Below are 18516 nucleotides of genomic sequence, written 5' to 3' on the forward strand. Positions count from 1 at the left end.
GGTGCGTCGCGGGCAATGTCAGGAACGACCCTGACGAGACTTCGGGTCGACGTAGTCACGCAAGGCGTCGCCCACGAGGTTGAAGCTCAGAATCACGAAGAAGAGGGCGCCGCCGGGGGCTGCCAGCACATACGGATGGCTGGTCAGGAACGGTCGGGCTTCGGCAATCATTGCGCCCCATTCGGGCGTGGGCGGCGCCGGCCCGAGTCCGAGAAAGCTCAGCCCGGACCCGATGAGAATGGCTTCCGCAATCGACACCGTGACCTGAACGATGACGAGCGACGCCACGTTCGGCAGGATGTGCGTGAGCAGCAGTCCGACGTCGCCCACCCCGATCGAGCGCGAGGCGAGCACGAACTCACGCTGCTTGAGCGTTCTTACCGGCGCGGCGAAGAAGCGGACATAGATCGGCACCGTGGAGATCGCAATCGCCAGCGTCAGGCTCAGCACGCTGTTGCCTGCCACGGTGATGACCATGATGGCGACGAGCGTGCGCGGAAACGCAATCATGAAGTCCGTCAGACGCAGAATGGCGCCGGGCACGATGCCGGTGTAATAGCCCGCGATACCGCCGAGCGTCAGTCCGAAGGCCACCGCGATGGCCACGCTGCCGAACGCTACCGTGAGGGTGATGCGTGCGCCCCAGACGACGCGTCCGAGCAAGTCGCGCCCCATCTGATCGGTGCCGAGCCAGAAAGTGGTGTTCGGCGCCGTGAGCGATGTCGCGAGATTCACGCGCGTCACGCTATGCCAGTCGAAGAGCCATGGCGCGAGCGCGGCGGCGAGGAACATCACGGCGATTACGGCCAGCGCGAGCAGGGCGATCCAGCGTCGTTGCGCGAACAGGTAACCGACGAAGCCGCCGCGCGGCCTCATCCGTGCCGACGCCGCCGTATCAGGCGTAAGCGATGCGAGGGTCGAGGAATCCATAAGCGAGATCCACCAAGAGATTAACGAGTACGACGATCGCTGCGAAAACGAGGATGGTCCCCTGTACGACATAGATATCGCGGGCGACGATGGCGTCGATCATGAAGCGCCCCATGCCGGGCCACGCGAACACTTTTTCGACGATCACGGCGCCCCCGAGCAGGCGTCCGAAGTCCATGCCGAACACCGTCACGAGCGGAATGGCGGCGTTCGAGAGCGCGTGCTTGAACACGACCTTGTAGCGCGGCACCCCCTTGGCGTAGGCCGTGCGGATGTAGTCCTCGCCGAGCACGTCGAGCATCGTTGAGCGGGCCAGTCGCGAGAAGGTCGCGACGTACGGCAAACCGAGTGTGAGCGCGGGCAGCAGCAGGTGTTGCCAACTGCCCCGGCCTGTCGGCGGCAACCAGCCGAGACGCAGCGAGAAGAACATCATCAGCAGCAGGCCGAGGAAGAAGCCCGGCATCGAGATGCCTAACACGGCGAGCGACGTGAGCGCGTTGTCGAGGAGCCCTCGTGGGCGCATCGCGGCGAAGATGCCCAGCGGAATACCGATCAGCACTGCAACGAGCATGCCGGCGGCGGTCAGCTCCAGTGTGGCAGGCAGCGTGATGCCGATCCCTTCGAGGACAGGGGAGTACGTCTGGAACGAGTCGCCCAGATCGCCGTGCACGATCTTCTTGAGATAGATCGCGTATTGCGTGGTGAGGGGCTTGTCGAGTCCATAGTTCAGGCGGATCTGCTGAACGTCTTCCTCCGACGCATCAGGGCCTGCGGCCATTCGCGCGGGGTCTCCCGGGATGGCATGCAACATGACGAAGACGGCTACCGATACGCCAAATAACATCAGCGGTAACAGCAGGAGCCGTCGAATAGCAAAGTTCAGCAAAATGCCTCCGAATAATGTACAGCTAATGACCCGGATGATTGCGCTCCAAAATTCAACAATCAAACCCACACGGCATTGGACGCGCATAAGGAAATGTTATGCTCCGGGCGTTCGCGTTCCACGGCACACTTCACACTCGTCTCAAGGCCAGCCATGCAGCTCAATCCTCGTCAGCTCGAAGCGTTTCGCAGCGTGATGCTCACGGGCAGCATGACGCTTGCCGCCGAGATGCTCAAGGTCAGCCAGCCGGCCGTCAGTCGTCTGATCAAGGATCTGGAGCAGACCCTGAGCCTGCGGTTATTCCGGCGTGAGGGGAACCGCCTGATTCCCGGCGCGGAGGCGCAGCGTCTGTTCAACGAAGTCGATCGGTTCTACAAGGGGATCGAGCGTATCGAGCAGGTCGCGCAAGACCTGAAGTCGGCCCGCACGGGAACGTTGCGTATCGCGTCGATGACAGCGCTGGGCTTGAGCGTGGTGACGGAAGGCGTGCGGCGCTTCTCCGACGCGAGGCCGGGCGTGCGGACATCCCTCGATGTGAGGAATTCGACGAGCGTGCTGGAGCTGATTGCCGCCAATCAGGTCGACATCGGCTTCGTGCAGATTCTCGGCGCGGAGTATCCGGGTGTCGATGTGGTGGCGCTGCCGAGTGTCGATGCGGTGTGCGTGCTGCCTTCGCACCATCCGCTCGCGCGCAAGAAGACGGTGGATATTCACCAGCTTCAGGATCAGCCGATCATCGCATTGAGTGCGAACAATCCTTTGCGCTTACGTCTCGAGATGGCGATGGATGCGGCCGGCGTGACATGCCGGTATCCGGTGGAAACGACGCTGGCGCATTCGGCGTGCACGCTGGTCGCGGGTGGTCTTGGTATCGCGGTGCTCGATCCCTTTACCGCGACGTACACGAAATTTCCGGGCGCCGTCTGGCGACGGCTGGCGCCTGCGATTCCCTTTCAGGTCTCGATGGTTTTCCCGGCGCATCAGCAGCGCTCAAAGATCGTCAACGAATTCGTCGGCGTCATGCGGGAATTGTTCGAGCAGGAGTTTGTGCCGCAGATCGACGACAAGCTCAACGCGAGAAAGTGAGTGGGCCAGTAAAAAAGGGAACCCCTTGCGGGGCTCCCTAAAAATACTGGAGCACTCAAATCAACTACAAAAACATCTCGCGAAGATGTCGGCTTAGAACTTGTGGCGCAGGCCCGAGATCACAGCCGTTTGCGTCTTCGTGCTCGACAGGCCGCCGGCACCGCTGATCGATGCGGCCGTGGCGTCGCCGGCTGCCTTCTGATAGATACCGACCAGATACACGTCGGTACGCTTCGAGAGCAGGTAGTCGACCGCTGCGTTGACCTGGTGATACTTCGGGCTCAGGTCGGCGAGCGTGGCGCTACGCGTGCTGGCGTCCGTGTACGTGTACGACAGGCCCAGCAGCAGCGACGGCGTCAGGTTGTACGTGCCGTTCAGTTCGTAGTTCGACACACGGGCACCCGTGCCACCGACATAGCGCAGTTGCGTGTTGCTATACACGAAGCCGACGTTGGCCGGGCCGAACTTGTAGCTACCGCCCGCAGCCAGCACGCGCTGCTTGTCCACGCCGACCGTTGCCGTGCCGACCTTCGACGAGTAGAAGTCGCCGCTGTAGTCACCCGACACGGCACCACCGGTGTTGGCGCCGTTCGGCGTGCCGACTTCCAGGTAGCCGATGCCGAACTTGACCGGGCCGTTCGCGTAGCTCGCGCCCAGGCTCCATGCGCGGTTGTTCGCGAAGCCGGTGCCGCTTGCGCCGTTGTTGGCCTGGTTCGAGAAGCCATACAGGCCGCCGAACGAGAAGCCGGCGTAGTTGGCGCTCGTGTACTTGATCGAGTTGTTGATACGGAACGAGTTGTACAGGTTGTCAACGTCGCCGACGTGTGCGCCGAGCTTCGTCGCAAACTGCTTGGCTGCCGTCAGGCCGCTCACGAAGTCGACCACGGAGTCGTACTGACGACCGATCGTCACGCTACCGAACGCCTTGTTCGACAGACCGACGAATGCCTGACGGCCGAACTCGCGGCTGCCCTGACCCAGTTGACCGTTCGTGATGTTGAAGCCGTTTTCCAACGTGAAGATGGCCGACGTGCCGCCGCCCAGATCTTCCGAGCCCTTCAGGCCCCAGCGGTTGCCCGATTGCAGACCATCGGCGGTCGTGAAGTTCTTGCTGCCGCCGACGTTGCTCACATAGGCGAGACCGCCGTCGAGAATGCCATACAGCGAGACGTTGCTCTGCGCGTGGGCTGCACCGGTTGCTGCGGCTGCGATAACGCCACACAGTGCGGCGGCCAATTGCGTCTTTTTCATCGGTCGATTCCTCTATCGATAACCTATTAGTCGATTCGAACCCTTTCGCCTGTGGACGGGCGCCCCGTGGGTTCGGGCCGAACTATATCGAACGAAGTCGTAATTCCATAGGTGTCTTAACGAAAAGGTGTGCGAATTGTCTTGTCGTTGCAACGCATCGAAACAAGTGCCGAAGAATCGCCGCAATTTCATTTTCATGACACATGACTGCCGTATAAATCCAATGGCCGCGAAGTCCGGGAGTGCTCCCTCTCATCAGTCGGACTGCATCAGACGTCGATTGCGTTCGGCGATCAATGCCGCATAGCGCTTGCGCACCTTCTCGGCGTACGTCTTTCGCAACGGTGCGCGGGCCTGACCTCCGCCGGCGTTATACGCACCGACCGCCTCCCATCCATAGCCGTACTGACGCACGAAGCCGGCAAGAATCCATGCGCCGGTGACGATCGACGTGCAGGCATCTTCCCGCAATCGCCGCTCGCTGACGCCGTAATGCAGGAGGCTCGGCAAGTGACGGCTGTTGATCTGCATCAGTCCGATGTCGTAGGTGCCGTCCCGATTCACGTTGCGCGCCTTCAGGTCCAGATTCGATTCGACTTGCGCGATGGCGTACAGCAATAGCGGGTCGAGTTGATAACGTTCGGCCGCGATGTCCCAGCAGTCCGCGCGTGCGGATGGCGCGAACAATGCCGCAAGCATGGCCGTCATCACGGTTGCGGTTGCGCGCTGGCGTCTTGGTCGCATAGGCTCCGATTCCTGCGTTGTGTGACTCGCGCGCCATTGTCGACGAGGCTCGACCGAGATGACTTGCAAAAATCGCACAACGCCCGTCCGGCAACGGGCTGGCCATCAATCGATTGACGTTTCGTCGGCTGATGACGAAATCAATAGCTATTAAGTCATTTCGTCATGAATATAAGTTTTATCGACGAAATGACGCTACATTTCATCCGTTACCCTCCCTAGAATGAAAGCACCGACGCGTCGCTGGCGAAGCCCGCGCGACGCCTCCGACCGACGTTCCTGAAAGGGGGAAAACATGAAGAAGATTGCCTTGCTGGGTGCGGGACACATCGGCCAGACCATTGCCCGTTTGTTGCACGACAGCGGCGACTACCGGGTGACGGTGTTCGACCGTAACGCACAGTCCTATCACGCGGTTCGCGAGTACGCGCATGCGTTCGTCGAACTTTCCGGTCACGACACCGGCTCGTTGCAGCGCGCGGTGTCCGGCTTTGATGCCGTGGTCAACGCGTTGCCCTACACCATGGCGACGAGCGCTGCGACTGCGGCCGTGGCGGCCGGCTGTAACTATTTCGATCTGACGGAAGACGTTGCCGCGACCCACGCCATCGCGCAACTCGCCGAAGGCGCCTCGACGGCCCTGATGCCGCAATGCGGACTCGCTCCCGGCTTCATCGCCATCGCGGCGCACCATCTCGCCGCCTCGTTCGATCAGGTGGATTCCGTGAAGATGCGCGTGGGCGCCTTGCCCGCGTTCCCGACCAATTCGCTGAAGTACAACCTGACGTGGAGCGTCGACGGGCTCATCAACGAGTACTGTCAGCCCTGTGAAGCGATTCGCGACGGTGTCCGGCTCAGCGTGCAGCCGCTCGAAGACCTCGAACACTTCTCGCTCGACGGCGCCGAGTACGAGGCGTTCAATACGTCCGGCGGGTTGGGGACGTTATGTGAAACGCTGGCCGGGCGCGTGCGCGATCTCGACTACAAGTCGGTGCGTTATCCGGGGCACGGGGCGTTGATGAAGGTGCTGCTCAACGAGCTGCGACTCAAGGATGATCAGGAGACGATCAAGACCATTCTCAAGCGCGCCATCCCAAGCACGTTGCAGGATGTAGTGCTGATTTTCGTGGTCGTGAACGGGCTTCGCGGCGGTACGCTCACGCAGGAAGTGTTTGCCCGCAAGATTTTCGCGGAGCGCAATAACGGGCACAGCGCCAGTGCGATTCAGATTACGACCGCGTCGGCGATCTGCGCCGTGGTGGACATGTTCTTCGCGAAGCAACTGCCGCAACGCGGGTTTATCCGTCAGGAGCAGATCGCGCTGCCGGACTTCCTCGCCAATCGCTTCGGACAGGTCTACGCGCATTCGACGCACATTGAATCTCTGTCCTGACGAGACCCGGGACAAGGGCGTAGACAAAAAAACACGACGACCCGGCAAGCGGTGCACCCCCGCACCTCCGGGCCGTCGTTGAGGAAACGCTTTGGAGATTCTCTTGTAGTGATGGACTCGCGTCAGAAGCGGTGCTGGATGCCCGCCGTCACGCCAAGCTGCGTGTCCGCCGCGCCGGTCAGGTCACGCGACAGGCTGACCTTCTGGCCGTGCTTCGCGAAGGCGTAGCCGCCCGACAGGTACAGCGCCGTGCGTTTGGACATCGCGTACTGCGCGCGCAGCGAGATGAGCGTCGGATCGGCGTCGCTCGCGTCCTTGATGTCCTGATGGTAGATCGCCCCGTACAGCGTGAACGCCGGCGTGAAGTCGTACGACGCGCCCAGCCAGTACATATCGCTGCGCAGCGATGCGGTGCCCGCTGTCACGAACGTCTTCTTGTAGTTGCGATAGCCTGCCATTACCTTGGCGCCACCGAAGCGATAGCTCGCGCCGGCGTGAATGCCCTGGATGTAGTCCGTCGTGTCGGCCGGCGCGACGCTATTGCCTGCGCCGTTCTGACGGTCATACGTCGCCACGACCGCGAACGGGCCGTTCTCGTAGCCGAGGGCGAAGTCGTATTTCGACGACGTCTTCGTGCTGCCGGCCACGTTGCCGAAGCCATACATCGCCCCGAACTTCAGGCCGTTGTAGTCGCCGTCGTAACGCACGACGTTGGACGAGCGCGAAAACAGGCCGTCCTTACGACCGCCGGTGGCCGTCGAGCTGGTCGCCCACGAGTAGTTCGGCGCATAGCCCATCGGGTCGAACTGGAGCATGTAGTCGTACGTCGTGGTGAACGTGCGGCCGATCGTGAACTGCCCCCACTTCTTGTGTGCCAGACCGACCGTCGCACGGCGGTCGAAGATCGCGCCCGGGCCGTCGTCGAACTGCCCGTTGACCATGTTGATGCCGCTCTCGAGGTTGAACACGGCCTTGAGATCGCCGCCGAGATCTTCGGTGCCCTTGAAGCCGAAGCGCGACGTGTTCTTGCCGCCGGAGATCGCGCGCACGGCACCGCCGTTGTCGCTGGCGTGGTTCACATACTCGACGCCCGCGTCGACGATCCCGTAAATCGTCACGTTGGATTGTGCGTGCGCCTGTCCGGCCAGCGTTCCCGCGGCGACCATTGCGGTCATGGCGGCCAACGCCATACTGCTTCGTTTCATTGTTGTCTCCTCTTTTTTGATTCTCGTGGTGTTCGCGCGGGAGAGCGCCCGCGCATCGCATGAAAAGCGTGAGTGCCGGGTGGACGAATGCCCCCGGCACCCGCCGTCAGGCATTTGATTGCGCAAACGCCCAGCAGTCGTTGGCCGGAAACTCCACCCAGTGATGACCCGGTTCGCGCGGCACATGGCCGAAGGCGCGAAAGCGCAGCGAGCCGCAATGGAAGAGGTATTCCCAGCGGTCGCCGAGATACATCGACGTGACGAGTTGCGCGTTCACGCGGTTGTGGCCCGGGCCGTCGGCGACCTGCACGCGCTCCAGCCGGATGACGGCCTGCGCGTCCTGACCGGCGGCCAGCGTGTCGCGTGCACGGGCTTGCAGCGCGAAGCCGTCGCCTGCGAGCGTGACGAGATCGCCGTCGACGGCGCTCACCGTGGCGTCGATCCGGTTGTTGCTGCCCATGAATTCGGCCGTGTACAGCGAGCGCGGCGATCCATAGAGTTCGGCCGGCGTGCCTTCCTGTTCGATGCGTCCGTTGCGCAGCAGCAGAATGCGGTCCGACATCGCCATCGCTTCGGTCTGGTCGTGCGTGACACACAGCGCCGACAACCCCAGCGAGACGATCAGCTCGCGCAGCCACGCACGCGCTTCTTCGCGCAGCTTGGCGTCGAGGTTCGAGAGCGGTTCGTCGAGCAGAATGACGGGCGGGTTGTAGACGAGCGCTCGCGCAATCGCCACGCGCTGTTGCTGGCCGCCGGAGAGCTGGAAGGGGAAACGCTCGGCGAGATGGCCGAGGCCGAGCTGATCGAGGGCGTTCTGCACGCGCTCACGACGCTCGGCCGCGCTCACCTTGCGCAGCTTCAGACCATAGCCGACGTTGTCCGCCACGGTGCGATGCGGCCACAGCGCGTACGACTGGAACACCAGCCCGAGCGAGCGCTGTTCGACGGGGCAGTCGATGCCTTTTGCGCCGTCGAAGAAAACCTGATCGTCGAGCGAGATGCGGCCGTCGGACGGTTGTTCGAGGCCTGCGACGGCACGCAGCAACGTGGTCTTGCCACTGCCGGACGCGCCGAGCAGGCAAACGACTTCACCGGCCTTGAGTTCGAACGACACGCCCTTGAGGATGGGGTTGGTGCCGTAGCTCAGGAAGAGGTTGTCGACGATGAGCTTATCCATGCAATTTGACTCCGAAGCGCAACGCCACGCCCAGACCGGCGCCGACCATCGCGATGTTGATGACAGAGAGCGCCGCGACCTGATCGACCGCACCGGTCGCCCACAGCGACACGAGCAGCGAGCCGATGACTTCCGTGCCCGGGGAGAGCAGGTAGACGGCGGTCGAGTATTCGCGCTCGAAGATCATGAAGATCAGCAGCCACGCTGCGAGCAGACCGAAGCGAACGAGCGGCAGGGTGACGTCGAGACTCACGCGGCTGCGCGTGGCGCCGACACTGCGGCCGGCTTCTTCCAGTTCGGGGCCGACTTGCAGCAGCGCGCTCTGAATGAGACGCATGCCGTAGGCGAGCCACACGACCGTGTAGGCCACCCAGATGCTCCACATCGAGTTCTTCAGTTCGCGCAGCCCCGGCACGAACAGGAAGATCCACAGGAATGCCAGACCGGCAAGCAGACCCGGCACGGCGCGCGGCAGCAGCACGATGTAGTCGAGCAGCTTCGCCGCCCAGTCGTTGCGACGATGCCCGGCGAACGCCACGAGCGAGTAGAAGCCCACGGCCATCGCCCCGCCGATCACGCCGATGCCCAGCGTGTTGAGAATGGCGCGCACGAGGTTGTCCTGCTCGAACAGCTCCGTGAAGTTCGACAGCGTGAGGACTTCGGCCAGCGCAACGCCTTCGCCCCAGTGCGTGACGAAGGAGCGCAGCACGATGCCCGAGATCGGCACGAACACCGTCACGACCAGCCACAGGGCAACGATGGCCAGCGCCACCCAGCGCCAGACGCCCAGCGGCAGCACCGTCTGACGGCCGGCCTTGCCCTTGACCGTCACGAACTTGTTGGCGCGCTTGAGCAGGTGACGTTGCAGCAGCACGAGCGGGAACGTGATGGCCACGATGCACATCGCCACGGCCGCCATCAGGTGATACGACGGCACGCCGAGCTTGTTCGTGAGCTTGTAGAGGTACGTCGCCAGCACAAGGTGACCTTCGGGGTCGCCCAGCACCAGCGGCAGGCCGAAGACTTCGAAGCCGAGGAAGAACACGAGCACGCCGGCAAAAAGCAGTGCAGGCATGGTCATGGGCAGGCTGACGTCGAGCGCGACCCGGAACGGGCGTGCGCCGGCCACGCGGGCCGCTTCTTCGACATCGGAGCCGAGATTGCGCAGGGCGGCCGACGAGTACAGATAGACGTGCGGCACGTGCGTGAGGCCGACGATGATCGTGATGGCGAGCACCGAGTACACCGACCACGGTGCGTCGATCCCGGTGAGTTCACGGAACCACACCGAGTAGAAGCCCACGGGGCCGGCGGCCACGACGTAGCCGAAGGCGAGCACCATCGGCGAGACGAACACGGGTGTGAGCAGCAGCGGTTCGAGCCAGCGACGGCCCGGCAGGTCGGTGCGCACCATCAGGAACGCGAGAATGCCGCCGAACGGGATCGAGATGAACAGCATCCCGAACGCGATGATGAAAGAGTTCTTCACCGCCGACCAGAAGTCGGGGTCGGTGAAGATGAAGCGGTAACCGTCGATGCCGAACGTGCGACTGGCGTCGAAGAACGGCGCCGAGAGCAGGCTTTGCAGCACGATGAACGACAGCGGCAGCAACACCGCGATCGTGAGCACGGCGATGACCAGCCAGCGCGAAGTGGCGGCAAGCGCGCGCCAGGGGGACGCCACGTGAGGCGCGGCACCGTGAGGCGCACGCCCGGCAGGCACCGCAGAGCGGTTGGCGGTAGAAGACGACAGCATGAGGGTCTCCCTGCACCCCGCGGGGCGCATATCGAGAAAGGCTTGGGGAGAGGCGCTGCGTATCGATGTCGTAACGATGTCGTTGGAACGTCGATACGCGAGCGCCGGTCTTGAGGCTTGAGACTTAGGGGTGAATCAGCATCCGCTGGCCGTAGACTTCACGGCGTTATCAAGTCGATATCAATGGGTTAGCTATGCCATTAACGCTTGATCGACTGCTGCCAGCGCTTGAGGAATTCAAGACGCTTGGACTGATCCAGATAGACGAGCAGGCCCGCACCGATCGGAATCGGCTTGAGCGCCGCGCCGAGTTGCTGCGTGAGGTTCGCCATCGAGGTTTCGCCGTCCACGTCCGCACGGATCGAGAACAGGTTGGCCTGATTGGCGAGCAGCGTCTGGCCGCGTTGGGAGAGCAGATAGTCGATCCAGAGCTTCGACGCGTTGGGGTTCTTCGCCTTCTTCGAGATCGTGACCAGACGGCTCACCACCTGCGTGTAGTCGCGCGGATAGACGTAGCCGATGGACGGATCCTTCTTCGCCTTGGCGAAGGCGTACGAGCCAAGGATGTTGTAGCCGATGAGGTTTTCGCCCGACGAGATGCGCTCCATCATCGCGCCCGTGCTCGATTGCAGCTTCGGGTTGAGCGCGCCCATGGCACCCACGAGCTCCCACGTCACTTCCGGATTCACGCGGGCGTCCTGCGTCAGGTAGTTGAAGCCCACGCCGGACTTTTCGATGTCGTAGGTCGTGACCTTGCCCTTGAACTTCGCCGGATTCGCCTGCAACAGCTTGATCAGCTCCATGCGCGTTTGCGGGACTTCGTTCGCGGGCAGCAGGCGCTTGTTGTAGACGATGGCGAGCGGCTCGTACGTCGTGCCGTATGCCTGCTTCTGATACTGCGCCCAGCCGGGGATGTGCGCGGCTTCGGGCGACTCGTAGCTGGCCATGGTGCCGTCGTTCACGAGCTTGACCTGAAGGTCCATCGCCGAGCTCCAGAGCACGTCGGCGCTGGTGCTGTTCGCGGCGTATTCGCTGATGAAGCGGTTGTACAACTCGGTGCTGTTCATGTCGTTGTACTCGACCTTCACGCCGTACAGCGACTCGAAGTCCTTGATGAGCGGACGCACGAGCGCGGTGTCGGTCACCGAGTACACGATCAGCTTGCCTTCCTTTTTGGCGGCGTCGATGGTGGCCTGATAGTTGGCCGGGTAGCCGGCCGGTACCTGCGCGTGGGCTGCGGGCATGGCGGCCACAAGCGTCACGGACGCCGCTATTGCGCCGAGTGCGCCGATCGCTGTCTTTTGCTGCATGTCATCCTCCGGAAGATCCCTTGAGAGGGATTTGTCGTTTTCGCGTGGCGCATGTTAATTTGCCGAAACTTTCAATTCGCTTTCGATTTCCTTTCGAATCCGGCCTGCGCCCCCTTTTTCGGGTCATGGATTTCCCTAGTGTCGGTGAGTGCGCTCATCCGCCCGCGTCGTGCGATTCAACGATCGACACGCCATCGAAAGCGAATTCTGCGGCGCTTCAGTGGTCTTGCATCTCATGCGTATCCTGCTTGTCGAAGACAATCCGAGTCTGGCCAAATCGCTCTCCGAAGCATTGGGGCAGGCGAACTTCGCCGTCGACTGCATGCACGACGGCGAAGCGGCCGATCACGTGCTGCGCACGCAGGAATATTCGCTCGTGATTCTCGATCTCGGGTTGCCGCGTCTGGACGGGCTCGAGATCCTGCGACGCCTGCGCGCACGGCGCAATCGCGTGCCGGTGCTGATTCTCACCGCGCACGGCTCGCTCGAAGACCGCGTGAAGGGCCTCAATCTCGGGGCCGACGATTATCTTTCAAAACCGTTCGAACTCGATGAACTGGAAGCGCGAGCCCGCGCACTGATTCGCCGGTCGCAGCATCACGAGAGCGCCGACGTCACATGCGGGCCACTGGTCTTCGATGGTGTGGAACGAAGCTTTCGTCTCGACGGCGAGCTACTGGCGCTGACCAAGCGCGAGCGTGCCGTGCTCGAAGTGCTGATCCTGCGCGGCGGACGCGCGATCAACAAGGAAGCGCTCTCCGAGAAGCTGTTCGGCATCGACGAATCGGTGAGCCCCGATGCCATCGAAATATACGTTCACCGGCTTCGCAAGAAGCTCGAAGGCAGCCGCGTCGCGATCGTCACGTTGCGCGGGCTGGGTTATCTGCTCGAAGAGAAGGCCGACCTCGCACCTTCTGCTGGCTGAGCGCGATCTCTCACGATCTTGCCGTCAGGCGCGCCGCGCTTTCGTCTCACGCCGTACCTTTTTCGACGTCCCCCGTTCCATGCCGCAACCGAATCTTCGCCGTCAACTGGCGCTCTGGCTGCTGTTCCCGTTGCTCGGACTGCTCGCCCTCGACACCTGGCTGACCTATCAGCGCGCCATGAGTGCGGCCAACTCGGCGTTCGACCGTTCGCTGGAGTTCTCGATCAAGTCGATTCGCGAAGGCACGCAACTGATCGACGGTGAGGTGCAGGTCAACCTGCCGTATCTCGCGCTGGAGATGTTCGAGTCGGATCGCGGCGGCAAGATCTACTACGTGATTCGCGAAGGCGGCGACGGCACACAGGGCGGTGGCAACGACGGGCGCGCGGTGACGGGCTACCACGACTTGCCGCTGCCGCCGGTTCGGCTCACGCCCGAGCCGTACCACACGGCGTTCTACGACGCCGAATATCGCGGCGAGACGCTGCGCATGGGCGCGCTGCAATTGCCGGTGCACGACGTGCCGAATGCGAAGACGCGTAAGGTGTGGATCGTGGTCGGGGAGACGACGGAAGCGCGTCACGAACTGGCGCGTCAGATCCTGACCGGCGCCCTTCAGCAGGAAGTGCTGCTCGTGGTGCTGGCGCTGGCCATCGTCTGGCTCGGGGTGACGCGTGGTCTGCGCCCCCTGAACCGACTCTCGGCGAAAGTGGCGGCTCGTGGTGAAGACGATACGACACCGCTCGATAACGTCGACTTGCCGACGGAGGTCAAGCCGCTGGTCGAGTCCATCAATCAGTACGTAGGACGCGTTGGGCGCATGCAGGCCGCGCGACAACGCTTCTTCGCCGATGCCGCTCATCAACTGAAAACGCCGCTCGCGATCATTCAGGCCGAGTCCGAGCTGACGCTGCGCGAATCGCTGAGCGCGCACGCACGAGAGCGCGTCGAGCGGCTCAATCATGCGGTCAGGCAGGCCGCGAAGAGTGTGCGGCAGTTGCTGTCGTTGTCGCGCCTGGAGGCGGAGGGCGGTCCGCCCATGGTGATGGCCTCGCTACGACTGGACGACGTGGCTCGCAGCGTCGCGCTCGACTGGTCGCCGGTCGCTCGTGCCCGCCGGATCGATCTGGGCTTCGAGCACGACGGTGCGGTGACGGTTCACGGACAGCGCGAGTTGCTGGCGGAGTTGTGCGGCAACCTGATCGACAACGCCATTCGCTACGCGGGGGACGAGGCGGTGATCACCGTTCGCACGCGTCTCGACGGGGCGGTGCCCGTCCTTCAGGTGATCGACAACGGGCCTGGCATCCCGGTGCAGGAGAGAGACGCGGTGTTCGAGCGCTTTTATCGTCGCGAGCACAGCGGCACCCCGCAACAAAACGCCGACGGCTCCGGACTCGGGCTGGCGATCGTCAGGGAAATCGCCCGCAAGCATCACGCTCAGGTGTCGCTTGGCGACGCCCCCGGCGGCGGTCTCGAAGTCACCGTCCGATTCCCGGTGGACGGTATCGAATGAATTTGGCTGGATGAATTTTCCTTCAATCCATATTTTGTGGGATGGATATTCCACGAAACCAGATATGTACAGCTAAATTCGCAAGCCTTTTCCCGCTTCCGGCGCGTACGATCGATGCAACTTTTTTCTGGCGGGGGCCGATCATGCGCGACAACGAATCATTCCATTACTTCGACTACGCCGCGACGACGCCGGTGGATGCCACCGTGATCGCGGCCATGTCCGAATGTCTGGGCGTCGATGGCGTGTTCGGGAATCCGGCGTCCAGCTCGCACGCCGCCGGTGTCGGCGCGCGCCGTCTCGTCGAGCGCTCGCGGGCGCAGGTTGCGGCACTTATCAATGCCGATGCCGGTGAGATCGTCTGGACCTCCGGCGCGACCGAATCGAACAATCTCGCCCTCAAGGGCTATGCCGAACGAGGGCAGGCCCGCCCGCACCTGATCACGAGCGTTCTGGAGCACAAAGCCATTCTCGACACGATGGCCTATCTGGAGAAGGGCGGCGTGCCCGTGACCTATGTGACGCCTTCGGCTAACGGCGAGATCACGGCAGATGCCGTTGCCGCCGCGCTGCGTCCTGAGACGGGGCTGGTGTCGCTGATGCTCGTCAACAACGAACTCGGCACGCTGACCGACGTGGCCGCCATCGCGAAGGTGGTGCATGCCGCCGGTGCGTTGCTGCACGTGGACGCCGCGCAAGCGCTCGGCAAGACCCCTATCGACGTGAAGGCGATGGGCATCGACATGCTGTCGATGTCGGCGCACAAGGTGTACGGCCCCAAAGGCATCGGTGCGTTGTACGTGAACAAGGACGTGATGGCGCGTATCGCCCCGCAGATCCACGGCGGTGGCCATGAGCGCGGTCTGCGCTCGGGCACGCTGGCGACGCATCAGATCGTCGGCATGGGCACGGCCTGCGATTTGGCCCGGCAGAACATGACGTCGGATAACGTGCGCATTGCGGCGCTGAGCCGCCGGTTGCTCGATGGGGTGCTCGCGCTCGACGGTGTGGTGCACAACGCCGGAGCCGCCAGACGCATTCCCCACACGTTGAGCCTGACCGTCGGGCATCCCGGCTTCTTCACGTTCATGCTCAACAGCAATCTCGCGGTGTCGTCGACCTCGGCGTGCAACTCCGGCTCCGGCCAGCCGTCGCACGTGCTGAGCGGCATCGGACTCGACAGCGAAGCGGCGAGCCGCACGGTGCGGCTGAGTCTCGGGCGTTTTACTTCCGAGGCGTCTGTCGACTTTGCGATTGCCTGCTTCGAGCGCGTGGTTTGTCAGTGCCGGGCGCTGGCGGCTTGACGGCAGTCTTGCGTCCCTTTCCCGTATTGCGCGTGTCGGTATCCGACGTCGCCAGTGCGGAAGTTTCCTGCTGCAACCACTCGCGGAACGCCGCGAGCCGGGGCAGCGTGGCGCACTCCGCGCGATACACCACGTAATACGCGAGCGGCGACGAACAATCCACCTCGGGGTAGAGCCGCACCAGTCGGTTTGCCGCGAGGTCGTCGCGCGCGAGTACGCTGCGGGCGAGCGCGATGCCATGCCCGTCGATGGCCGCTTGCAGGACCGCGGCCGAGTTGTTGATCTTCAGCCCGGCGCGTGTCTCCAGCGAAGCCAGCCCTGCGCGTTCCAACCACTGCGGCCACGTCACATAGCCTGCGCTCTTGTCGATCGACAGATCGTGGATCAGCGTCATCCCTTTCAAACCGGCCGGCGTCTTCAATGCCGCATGCGCGCGCAATAGCGACGGCGCACACACCGGAAACACTTCCTCGTCCATCAGCTTTTCCGCCACGAGTCCCGGCCAGTGGCCGAGCCCGTAGCGCACGCCGATATCGATGCCTTGCGCAACGAAATCCACCGGCTTGAGGTTGGTGTCGAGACGCACGTCGGTGTCGGGCCACGCGCTCTGGAAACGGTCGATGCGCGGCAGCAGCCATTTCGCGGCAAAGGCCGGGCTCACCGCCACCGTCAGCACGCCGACGGTCGAGCCTTCGCGAAGCTTGGCGAATCCAAGGTTCAGACGGTCGAAGCCGTCGCGCAGGTCGGGCAGTGCACGCTGGGCGGCTTGCGTCGGCACGAGCCGGGCGCGCCCGGAACTGCTGCGCTCGAACAGCGACAGGCCGAGCCATGCTTCGAGGCTTCGCACCATCTGACCGACGGCGGCGGGCGTCACGTTCAACTCGCCGGCGGCGGCAGAAAAACTCTGATGGCGTGCGCTGGCTTCGAAGGCGCGCAGCGCATTGAGGAACACGGGAGCTTTCATATGAGAAAGATTTTCTTTCGATGCGACGCAGAATAACTGATTTGTGAAGCCGTTGCCCGGAGCGAACAATGCAGACATCGAAGGTGCGGTGCAGCCGATAAATGGCGGCCGGGCCTGCGAATTCCAACGTATCTCTGGAGTCATCAAATGCATAGTTTTTCTTCCAAGGTTGCCATCGTGACAGGTGGCGGTTCGGGCATCGGCAAGGAAGTGGCGGCACGACTTGTTGCGGCCGGCGCGAAGGTGGTCATCGGCGGGCGTGACGAGGCCAAGCTCAAGGCTGCGGCCGCACAGATCGATGCGAGCGGCGCTGCCGTGCGCTATCTGGCGGGCGACATCGCGCGTCCGGAGACGGCGCAGGCGCTGGTGGATCTGGCGACGTCGGCGTTCGGCGGCGTGGATATTCTCGTGAACAACGCCGGGGTGTTCCGTCCGAAGGCATTCCTCTCGCTCACCGAAAGCGAGTACGACGGCTTTCTCGACATCATCCTCAAGGGCAAATTCTTCATGGCGCAGGCGGCTGCCAAGGCGATGTCGTTGCGCGGCGGCGGCGCCATCGTGCAGACGGGGTCGCTGTGGGCGTTGCAGGCGATCGGGGCGACGCCCTCTTCGGCCTATTCCGCTGCCAACGCCGGCGTGCACGCTCTCACGCGCAACCTCGCCATCGAACTCGCGCCGCTGCACATCCGTATCAACACCGTGGCGCCCGGTGTCGTGGAGACGCCTGTCTACAACACGTTCATGAGCGACGACGAAGTGAAAGCGGCGCTGCCGACATTCAACGCGTTCCATCCGCTCGGCCGCAACGGTCAGCCGCGCGATGTGGCCGAAGCCATTCTGTTCCTCGCATCAGACGCCGCAGGGTGGATTACGGGCACGGTGCTACCGGTCGATGGCGGCGTGATGGCCGGCCGTCACGCTTGAGGAGGACCTTGTCATGAAAGACTGGAACGGTTACCGCAGTGAACTGCTGGCTCGCGTCGGCGAGTATGCCAAGGCGAACCCCGAGTCGATGCGCGGCTTGCAAATGATCGACAGCGGCGCCGCGAAGATGGGGCATCTCGATGCGAAGACGCACGAACTGATCGCACTGGCTGTCGCGGTCACGACGCGTTGCGACGGATGCATCTCCGTGCACACGAAGGCCGCCATCGAGCAGGGCGCTACGCGCGAGGAAATCATCGAAGCGCTGACGGTCGCGATCTCGCTCAACGCCGGGGCGGCGCTCACGTACACCGCGCGTGTACTCGATGCGCATTCGGCCTTCGTCAACACGCGTTGAACACTCGGGAGACATCTCATGAAACTGCAAGGCAAGCGTGCGCTCATCACGGGCGCGACGAGCGGTATTGGTCTGGCTACGACGCGATTGTTCGTGGAGGAAGGGGCACGCGTTGCGGTCGTCGGCCGCGATGTGGCGCGCATGGAAGCGCTGCGGCAATCGTTGGGTGAGCGCGTCGTGCCCATCCTTGGTGACGTTCGTCGCGTTGACGACCTGCACCGTATCCGCGACGAAGTCGTTCAGGCGCTCGGTTCGCTCGACATCTTCTTCCCCAACGCAGGCGTTGCTTATGCGACGCCGCTGGCCGATACGACTGAAGCGCAGTACGACACGTTGATGGACATCAATGTGAAGGGCGTGTTTCTGTCAATGCAGGCGATGGCGCCGATACTCAGCGATGGCGCGTCGGTGATTCTCAATACGTCGTGGCTCAACGAGGTGGGAACGCCGGGAATGTCGATGCTCTCGGCGTCGAAAGCGGCGGTTCGCTCGTTGGCACGCACCTGGTCGAGCGAATTGCTGGCACGCCGCATTCGGGTGAACGCCGTGAGTCCGGGCGCGATCGATACGCCGATTCTGGACCGTCGGGGAGCGACGCCGGAAGAGAATGCGCACGCGAAGCAGCAACTGGCGTCGCGGATTCCGGTCGGTCAACTCGGCACGGCTGAAGACATCGCTCGTGCGGCGCTATTCCTCGCGAGCGACGATTCGCGCTACATGCTCGGTGCGGAAATCGTGGTGGACGGCGGCTTCTCGACGCTGTAACCGTCGTGGGGGGGGGTGAAAT

At 63.1% G+C, this 18516-nt stretch carries 16 protein-coding genes and 1 pseudogene; 8 read left to right on the forward strand and 9 right to left on the reverse strand.

The window, feature by feature from the left end; all coding sequences use genetic code 11:
• Window positions 1–18: 18 nt before the first annotated feature.
• A complete protein-coding gene (locus tag A9762_RS11020) occupies window positions 19–930 on the reverse strand; it encodes an ABC transporter permease (RefSeq protein ID WP_069342083.1) in 912 nt (303 codons plus the stop codon).
• Window positions 896–1903: an ABC transporter permease gene (locus A9762_RS11025; protein WP_371442795.1), complete on the reverse strand. Its 1008-nt coding sequence runs from the start codon at window positions 1901–1903 to the stop codon at window positions 896–898. Before A9762_RS11025 ends, A9762_RS11020 begins: the two co-directional genes overlap by 35 nt.
• A gap of 66 nt (window positions 1904–1969) precedes the next feature.
• On the opposite strand from A9762_RS11025, the gene A9762_RS11030 reads away from it, so the two are divergent.
• Window positions 1970–2902, forward strand: coding sequence for a LysR substrate-binding domain-containing protein (locus A9762_RS11030; RefSeq protein ID WP_069342085.1), 933 nt, complete (start codon window positions 1970–1972; stop codon window positions 2900–2902).
• A gap of 93 nt (window positions 2903–2995) precedes the next feature.
• On the opposite strand, the gene A9762_RS11035 is transcribed toward A9762_RS11030, so the two are convergent.
• Window positions 2996–4153: a porin gene (locus tag A9762_RS11035; RefSeq protein ID WP_069342086.1), complete on the reverse strand. Its 1158-nt coding sequence runs from the start codon at window positions 4151–4153 to the stop codon at window positions 2996–2998.
• A gap of 255 nt (window positions 4154–4408) precedes the next feature.
• Window positions 4409–4897 (reverse strand): transglycosylase SLT domain-containing protein, encoded by a 489-nt coding sequence (locus A9762_RS11040; RefSeq protein WP_069342087.1) that lies wholly within the window; start codon window positions 4895–4897, stop codon window positions 4409–4411.
• Window positions 4898–5192: 295 nt separating this feature from the next.
• Here A9762_RS11040 and A9762_RS11045 point away from each other — a divergent pair, with 295 nt between their 5' ends.
• Window positions 5193–6290: a saccharopine dehydrogenase family protein gene (locus tag A9762_RS11045; RefSeq protein ID WP_069342088.1), complete on the forward strand. Its 1098-nt coding sequence runs from the start codon at window positions 5193–5195 to the stop codon at window positions 6288–6290.
• A gap of 122 nt (window positions 6291–6412) precedes the next feature.
• On the opposite strand, the gene A9762_RS11050 is transcribed toward A9762_RS11045, so the two are convergent.
• From A9762_RS11050 to A9762_RS11065, 4 genes are all read right to left on the reverse strand, one after another.
• Window positions 6413–7495 carry a porin gene (locus A9762_RS11050; protein ID WP_069342089.1) on the reverse strand — a complete coding sequence of 361 codons (1083 nt, stop codon included), beginning with the start codon at window positions 7493–7495 and terminating at the stop codon, window positions 6413–6415.
• A 106-nt stretch (window positions 7496–7601) separates the two neighbouring features.
• Window positions 7602–8672 carry an ABC transporter ATP-binding protein gene (locus A9762_RS11055; RefSeq protein WP_069342090.1) on the reverse strand — a complete coding sequence of 357 codons (1071 nt, stop codon included), beginning with the start codon at window positions 8670–8672 and terminating at the stop codon, window positions 7602–7604.
• Window positions 8665–10428, reverse strand: a complete 1764-nt coding sequence (locus tag A9762_RS11060; protein WP_069342091.1) for an iron ABC transporter permease — start codon at window positions 10426–10428, stop codon at window positions 8665–8667. Before A9762_RS11060 ends, A9762_RS11055 begins: the two co-directional genes overlap by 8 nt.
• Before the next feature lie 200 nt (window positions 10429–10628).
• The gene (locus tag A9762_RS11065) at window positions 10629–11672 is read right to left on the reverse strand and encodes an ABC transporter substrate-binding protein (RefSeq protein WP_139133176.1); all 1044 of its coding nucleotides are present in this window, start codon (window positions 11670–11672) and stop codon (window positions 10629–10631) included.
• A 301-nt stretch (window positions 11673–11973) separates the two neighbouring features.
• Here A9762_RS11065 and A9762_RS11070 point away from each other — a divergent pair, with 301 nt between their 5' ends.
• From A9762_RS11070 to A9762_RS11080, 3 genes and pseudogenes are all read left to right on the forward strand, one after another.
• Window positions 11974–12663, forward strand: coding sequence for a response regulator (locus A9762_RS11070; RefSeq protein WP_069342126.1), 690 nt, complete (start codon window positions 11974–11976; stop codon window positions 12661–12663).
• Between the two features lie 79 nt (window positions 12664–12742).
• Complete coding sequence (locus A9762_RS11075) at window positions 12743–14179, forward strand: sensor histidine kinase (RefSeq protein WP_069342093.1); 1437 nt, start codon at window positions 12743–12745, stop codon at window positions 14177–14179.
• 143 nt (window positions 14180–14322) lie between these two features.
• Window positions 14323–15480: pseudogene (locus A9762_RS11080) on the forward strand (cysteine desulfurase family protein); the annotation flags it as partial.
• Here the strand turns inward: A9762_RS11080 and gcvA are convergent.
• Window positions 15404–16447: a transcriptional regulator GcvA gene (gene gcvA / locus A9762_RS11085; RefSeq protein WP_083253832.1), complete on the reverse strand. Its 1044-nt coding sequence runs from the start codon at window positions 16445–16447 to the stop codon at window positions 15404–15406. The pseudogene A9762_RS11080 and the gene gcvA sit on opposite strands and share 77 nt — an antisense overlap.
• 147 nt (window positions 16448–16594) lie before the next feature.
• Here gcvA and A9762_RS11090 point away from each other — a divergent pair, with 147 nt between their 5' ends.
• The 3 genes from A9762_RS11090 to A9762_RS11100 are packed head-to-tail and all read left to right on the forward strand — an operon-like array spanning window position 16595 to window position 18494.
• Window positions 16595–17371 (forward strand): SDR family NAD(P)-dependent oxidoreductase, encoded by a 777-nt coding sequence (locus tag A9762_RS11090; protein WP_069342095.1) that lies wholly within the window; start codon window positions 16595–16597, stop codon window positions 17369–17371.
• Window positions 17372–17384: 13 nt separating this feature from the next.
• Entirely contained in the window at window positions 17385–17729 is a 345-nt protein-coding gene (locus A9762_RS11095; protein ID WP_069342096.1) for a carboxymuconolactone decarboxylase family protein, read from the forward strand.
• A gap of 18 nt (window positions 17730–17747) precedes the next feature.
• Entirely contained in the window at window positions 17748–18494 is a 747-nt protein-coding gene (locus tag A9762_RS11100; protein WP_069342097.1) for an SDR family oxidoreductase, read from the forward strand.
• Window positions 18495–18516: the final 22 nt, after the last annotated feature.

It is taken from the genome of Pandoraea sp. ISTKB, assembly GCF_001721285.1.
Lineage (GTDB): Bacteria > Pseudomonadota > Gammaproteobacteria > Burkholderiales > Burkholderiaceae > Pandoraea > Pandoraea capi.

Coding starts and splice junctions, on each gene's coding strand:
- A9762_RS11040 (WP_069342087.1), bottom strand. CDS start 4,897: ATGCGACCAAGACGCCAGCGCGCAACCGCAACCGTGATGACGGCCATG.
- A9762_RS11065 (WP_139133176.1), bottom strand. CDS start 11,672: ATGCCCGCAGCCCACGCGCAGGTACCGGCCGGCTACCCGGCCAACTAT.
- A9762_RS11050 (WP_069342089.1), bottom strand. CDS start 7,495: ATGAAACGAAGCAGTATGGCGTTGGCCGCCATGACCGCAATGGTCGCC.
- A9762_RS11035 (WP_069342086.1), bottom strand. CDS start 4,153: ATGAAAAAGACGCAATTGGCCGCCGCACTGTGTGGCGTTATCGCAGCC.
- A9762_RS11025 (WP_371442795.1), bottom strand. CDS start 1,903: ATGCGCGTCCAATGCCGTGTGGGTTTGATTGTTGAATTTTGGAGCGCA.
- gcvA (WP_083253832.1), bottom strand. CDS start 16,447: ATGAAAGCTCCCGTGTTCCTCAATGCGCTGCGCGCCTTCGAAGCCAGC.
- A9762_RS11055 (WP_069342090.1), bottom strand. CDS start 8,672: ATGGATAAGCTCATCGTCGACAACCTCTTCCTGAGCTACGGCACCAAC.
- A9762_RS11060 (WP_069342091.1), bottom strand. CDS start 10,428: ATGCTGTCGTCTTCTACCGCCAACCGCTCTGCGGTGCCTGCCGGGCGT.
- A9762_RS11095 (WP_069342096.1), top strand. CDS start 17,385: ATGAAAGACTGGAACGGTTACCGCAGTGAACTGCTGGCTCGCGTCGGC.
- A9762_RS11030 (WP_069342085.1), top strand. CDS start 1,970: ATGCAGCTCAATCCTCGTCAGCTCGAAGCGTTTCGCAGCGTGATGCTC.
- A9762_RS11070 (WP_069342126.1), top strand. CDS start 11,974: ATGCGTATCCTGCTTGTCGAAGACAATCCGAGTCTGGCCAAATCGCTC.
- A9762_RS11100 (WP_069342097.1), top strand. CDS start 17,748: ATGAAACTGCAAGGCAAGCGTGCGCTCATCACGGGCGCGACGAGCGGT.
- A9762_RS11020 (WP_069342083.1), bottom strand. CDS start 930: ATGGATTCCTCGACCCTCGCATCGCTTACGCCTGATACGGCGGCGTCG.
- A9762_RS11090 (WP_069342095.1), top strand. CDS start 16,595: ATGCATAGTTTTTCTTCCAAGGTTGCCATCGTGACAGGTGGCGGTTCG.
- A9762_RS11075 (WP_069342093.1), top strand. CDS start 12,743: ATGCCGCAACCGAATCTTCGCCGTCAACTGGCGCTCTGGCTGCTGTTC.
- A9762_RS11045 (WP_069342088.1), top strand. CDS start 5,193: ATGAAGAAGATTGCCTTGCTGGGTGCGGGACACATCGGCCAGACCATT.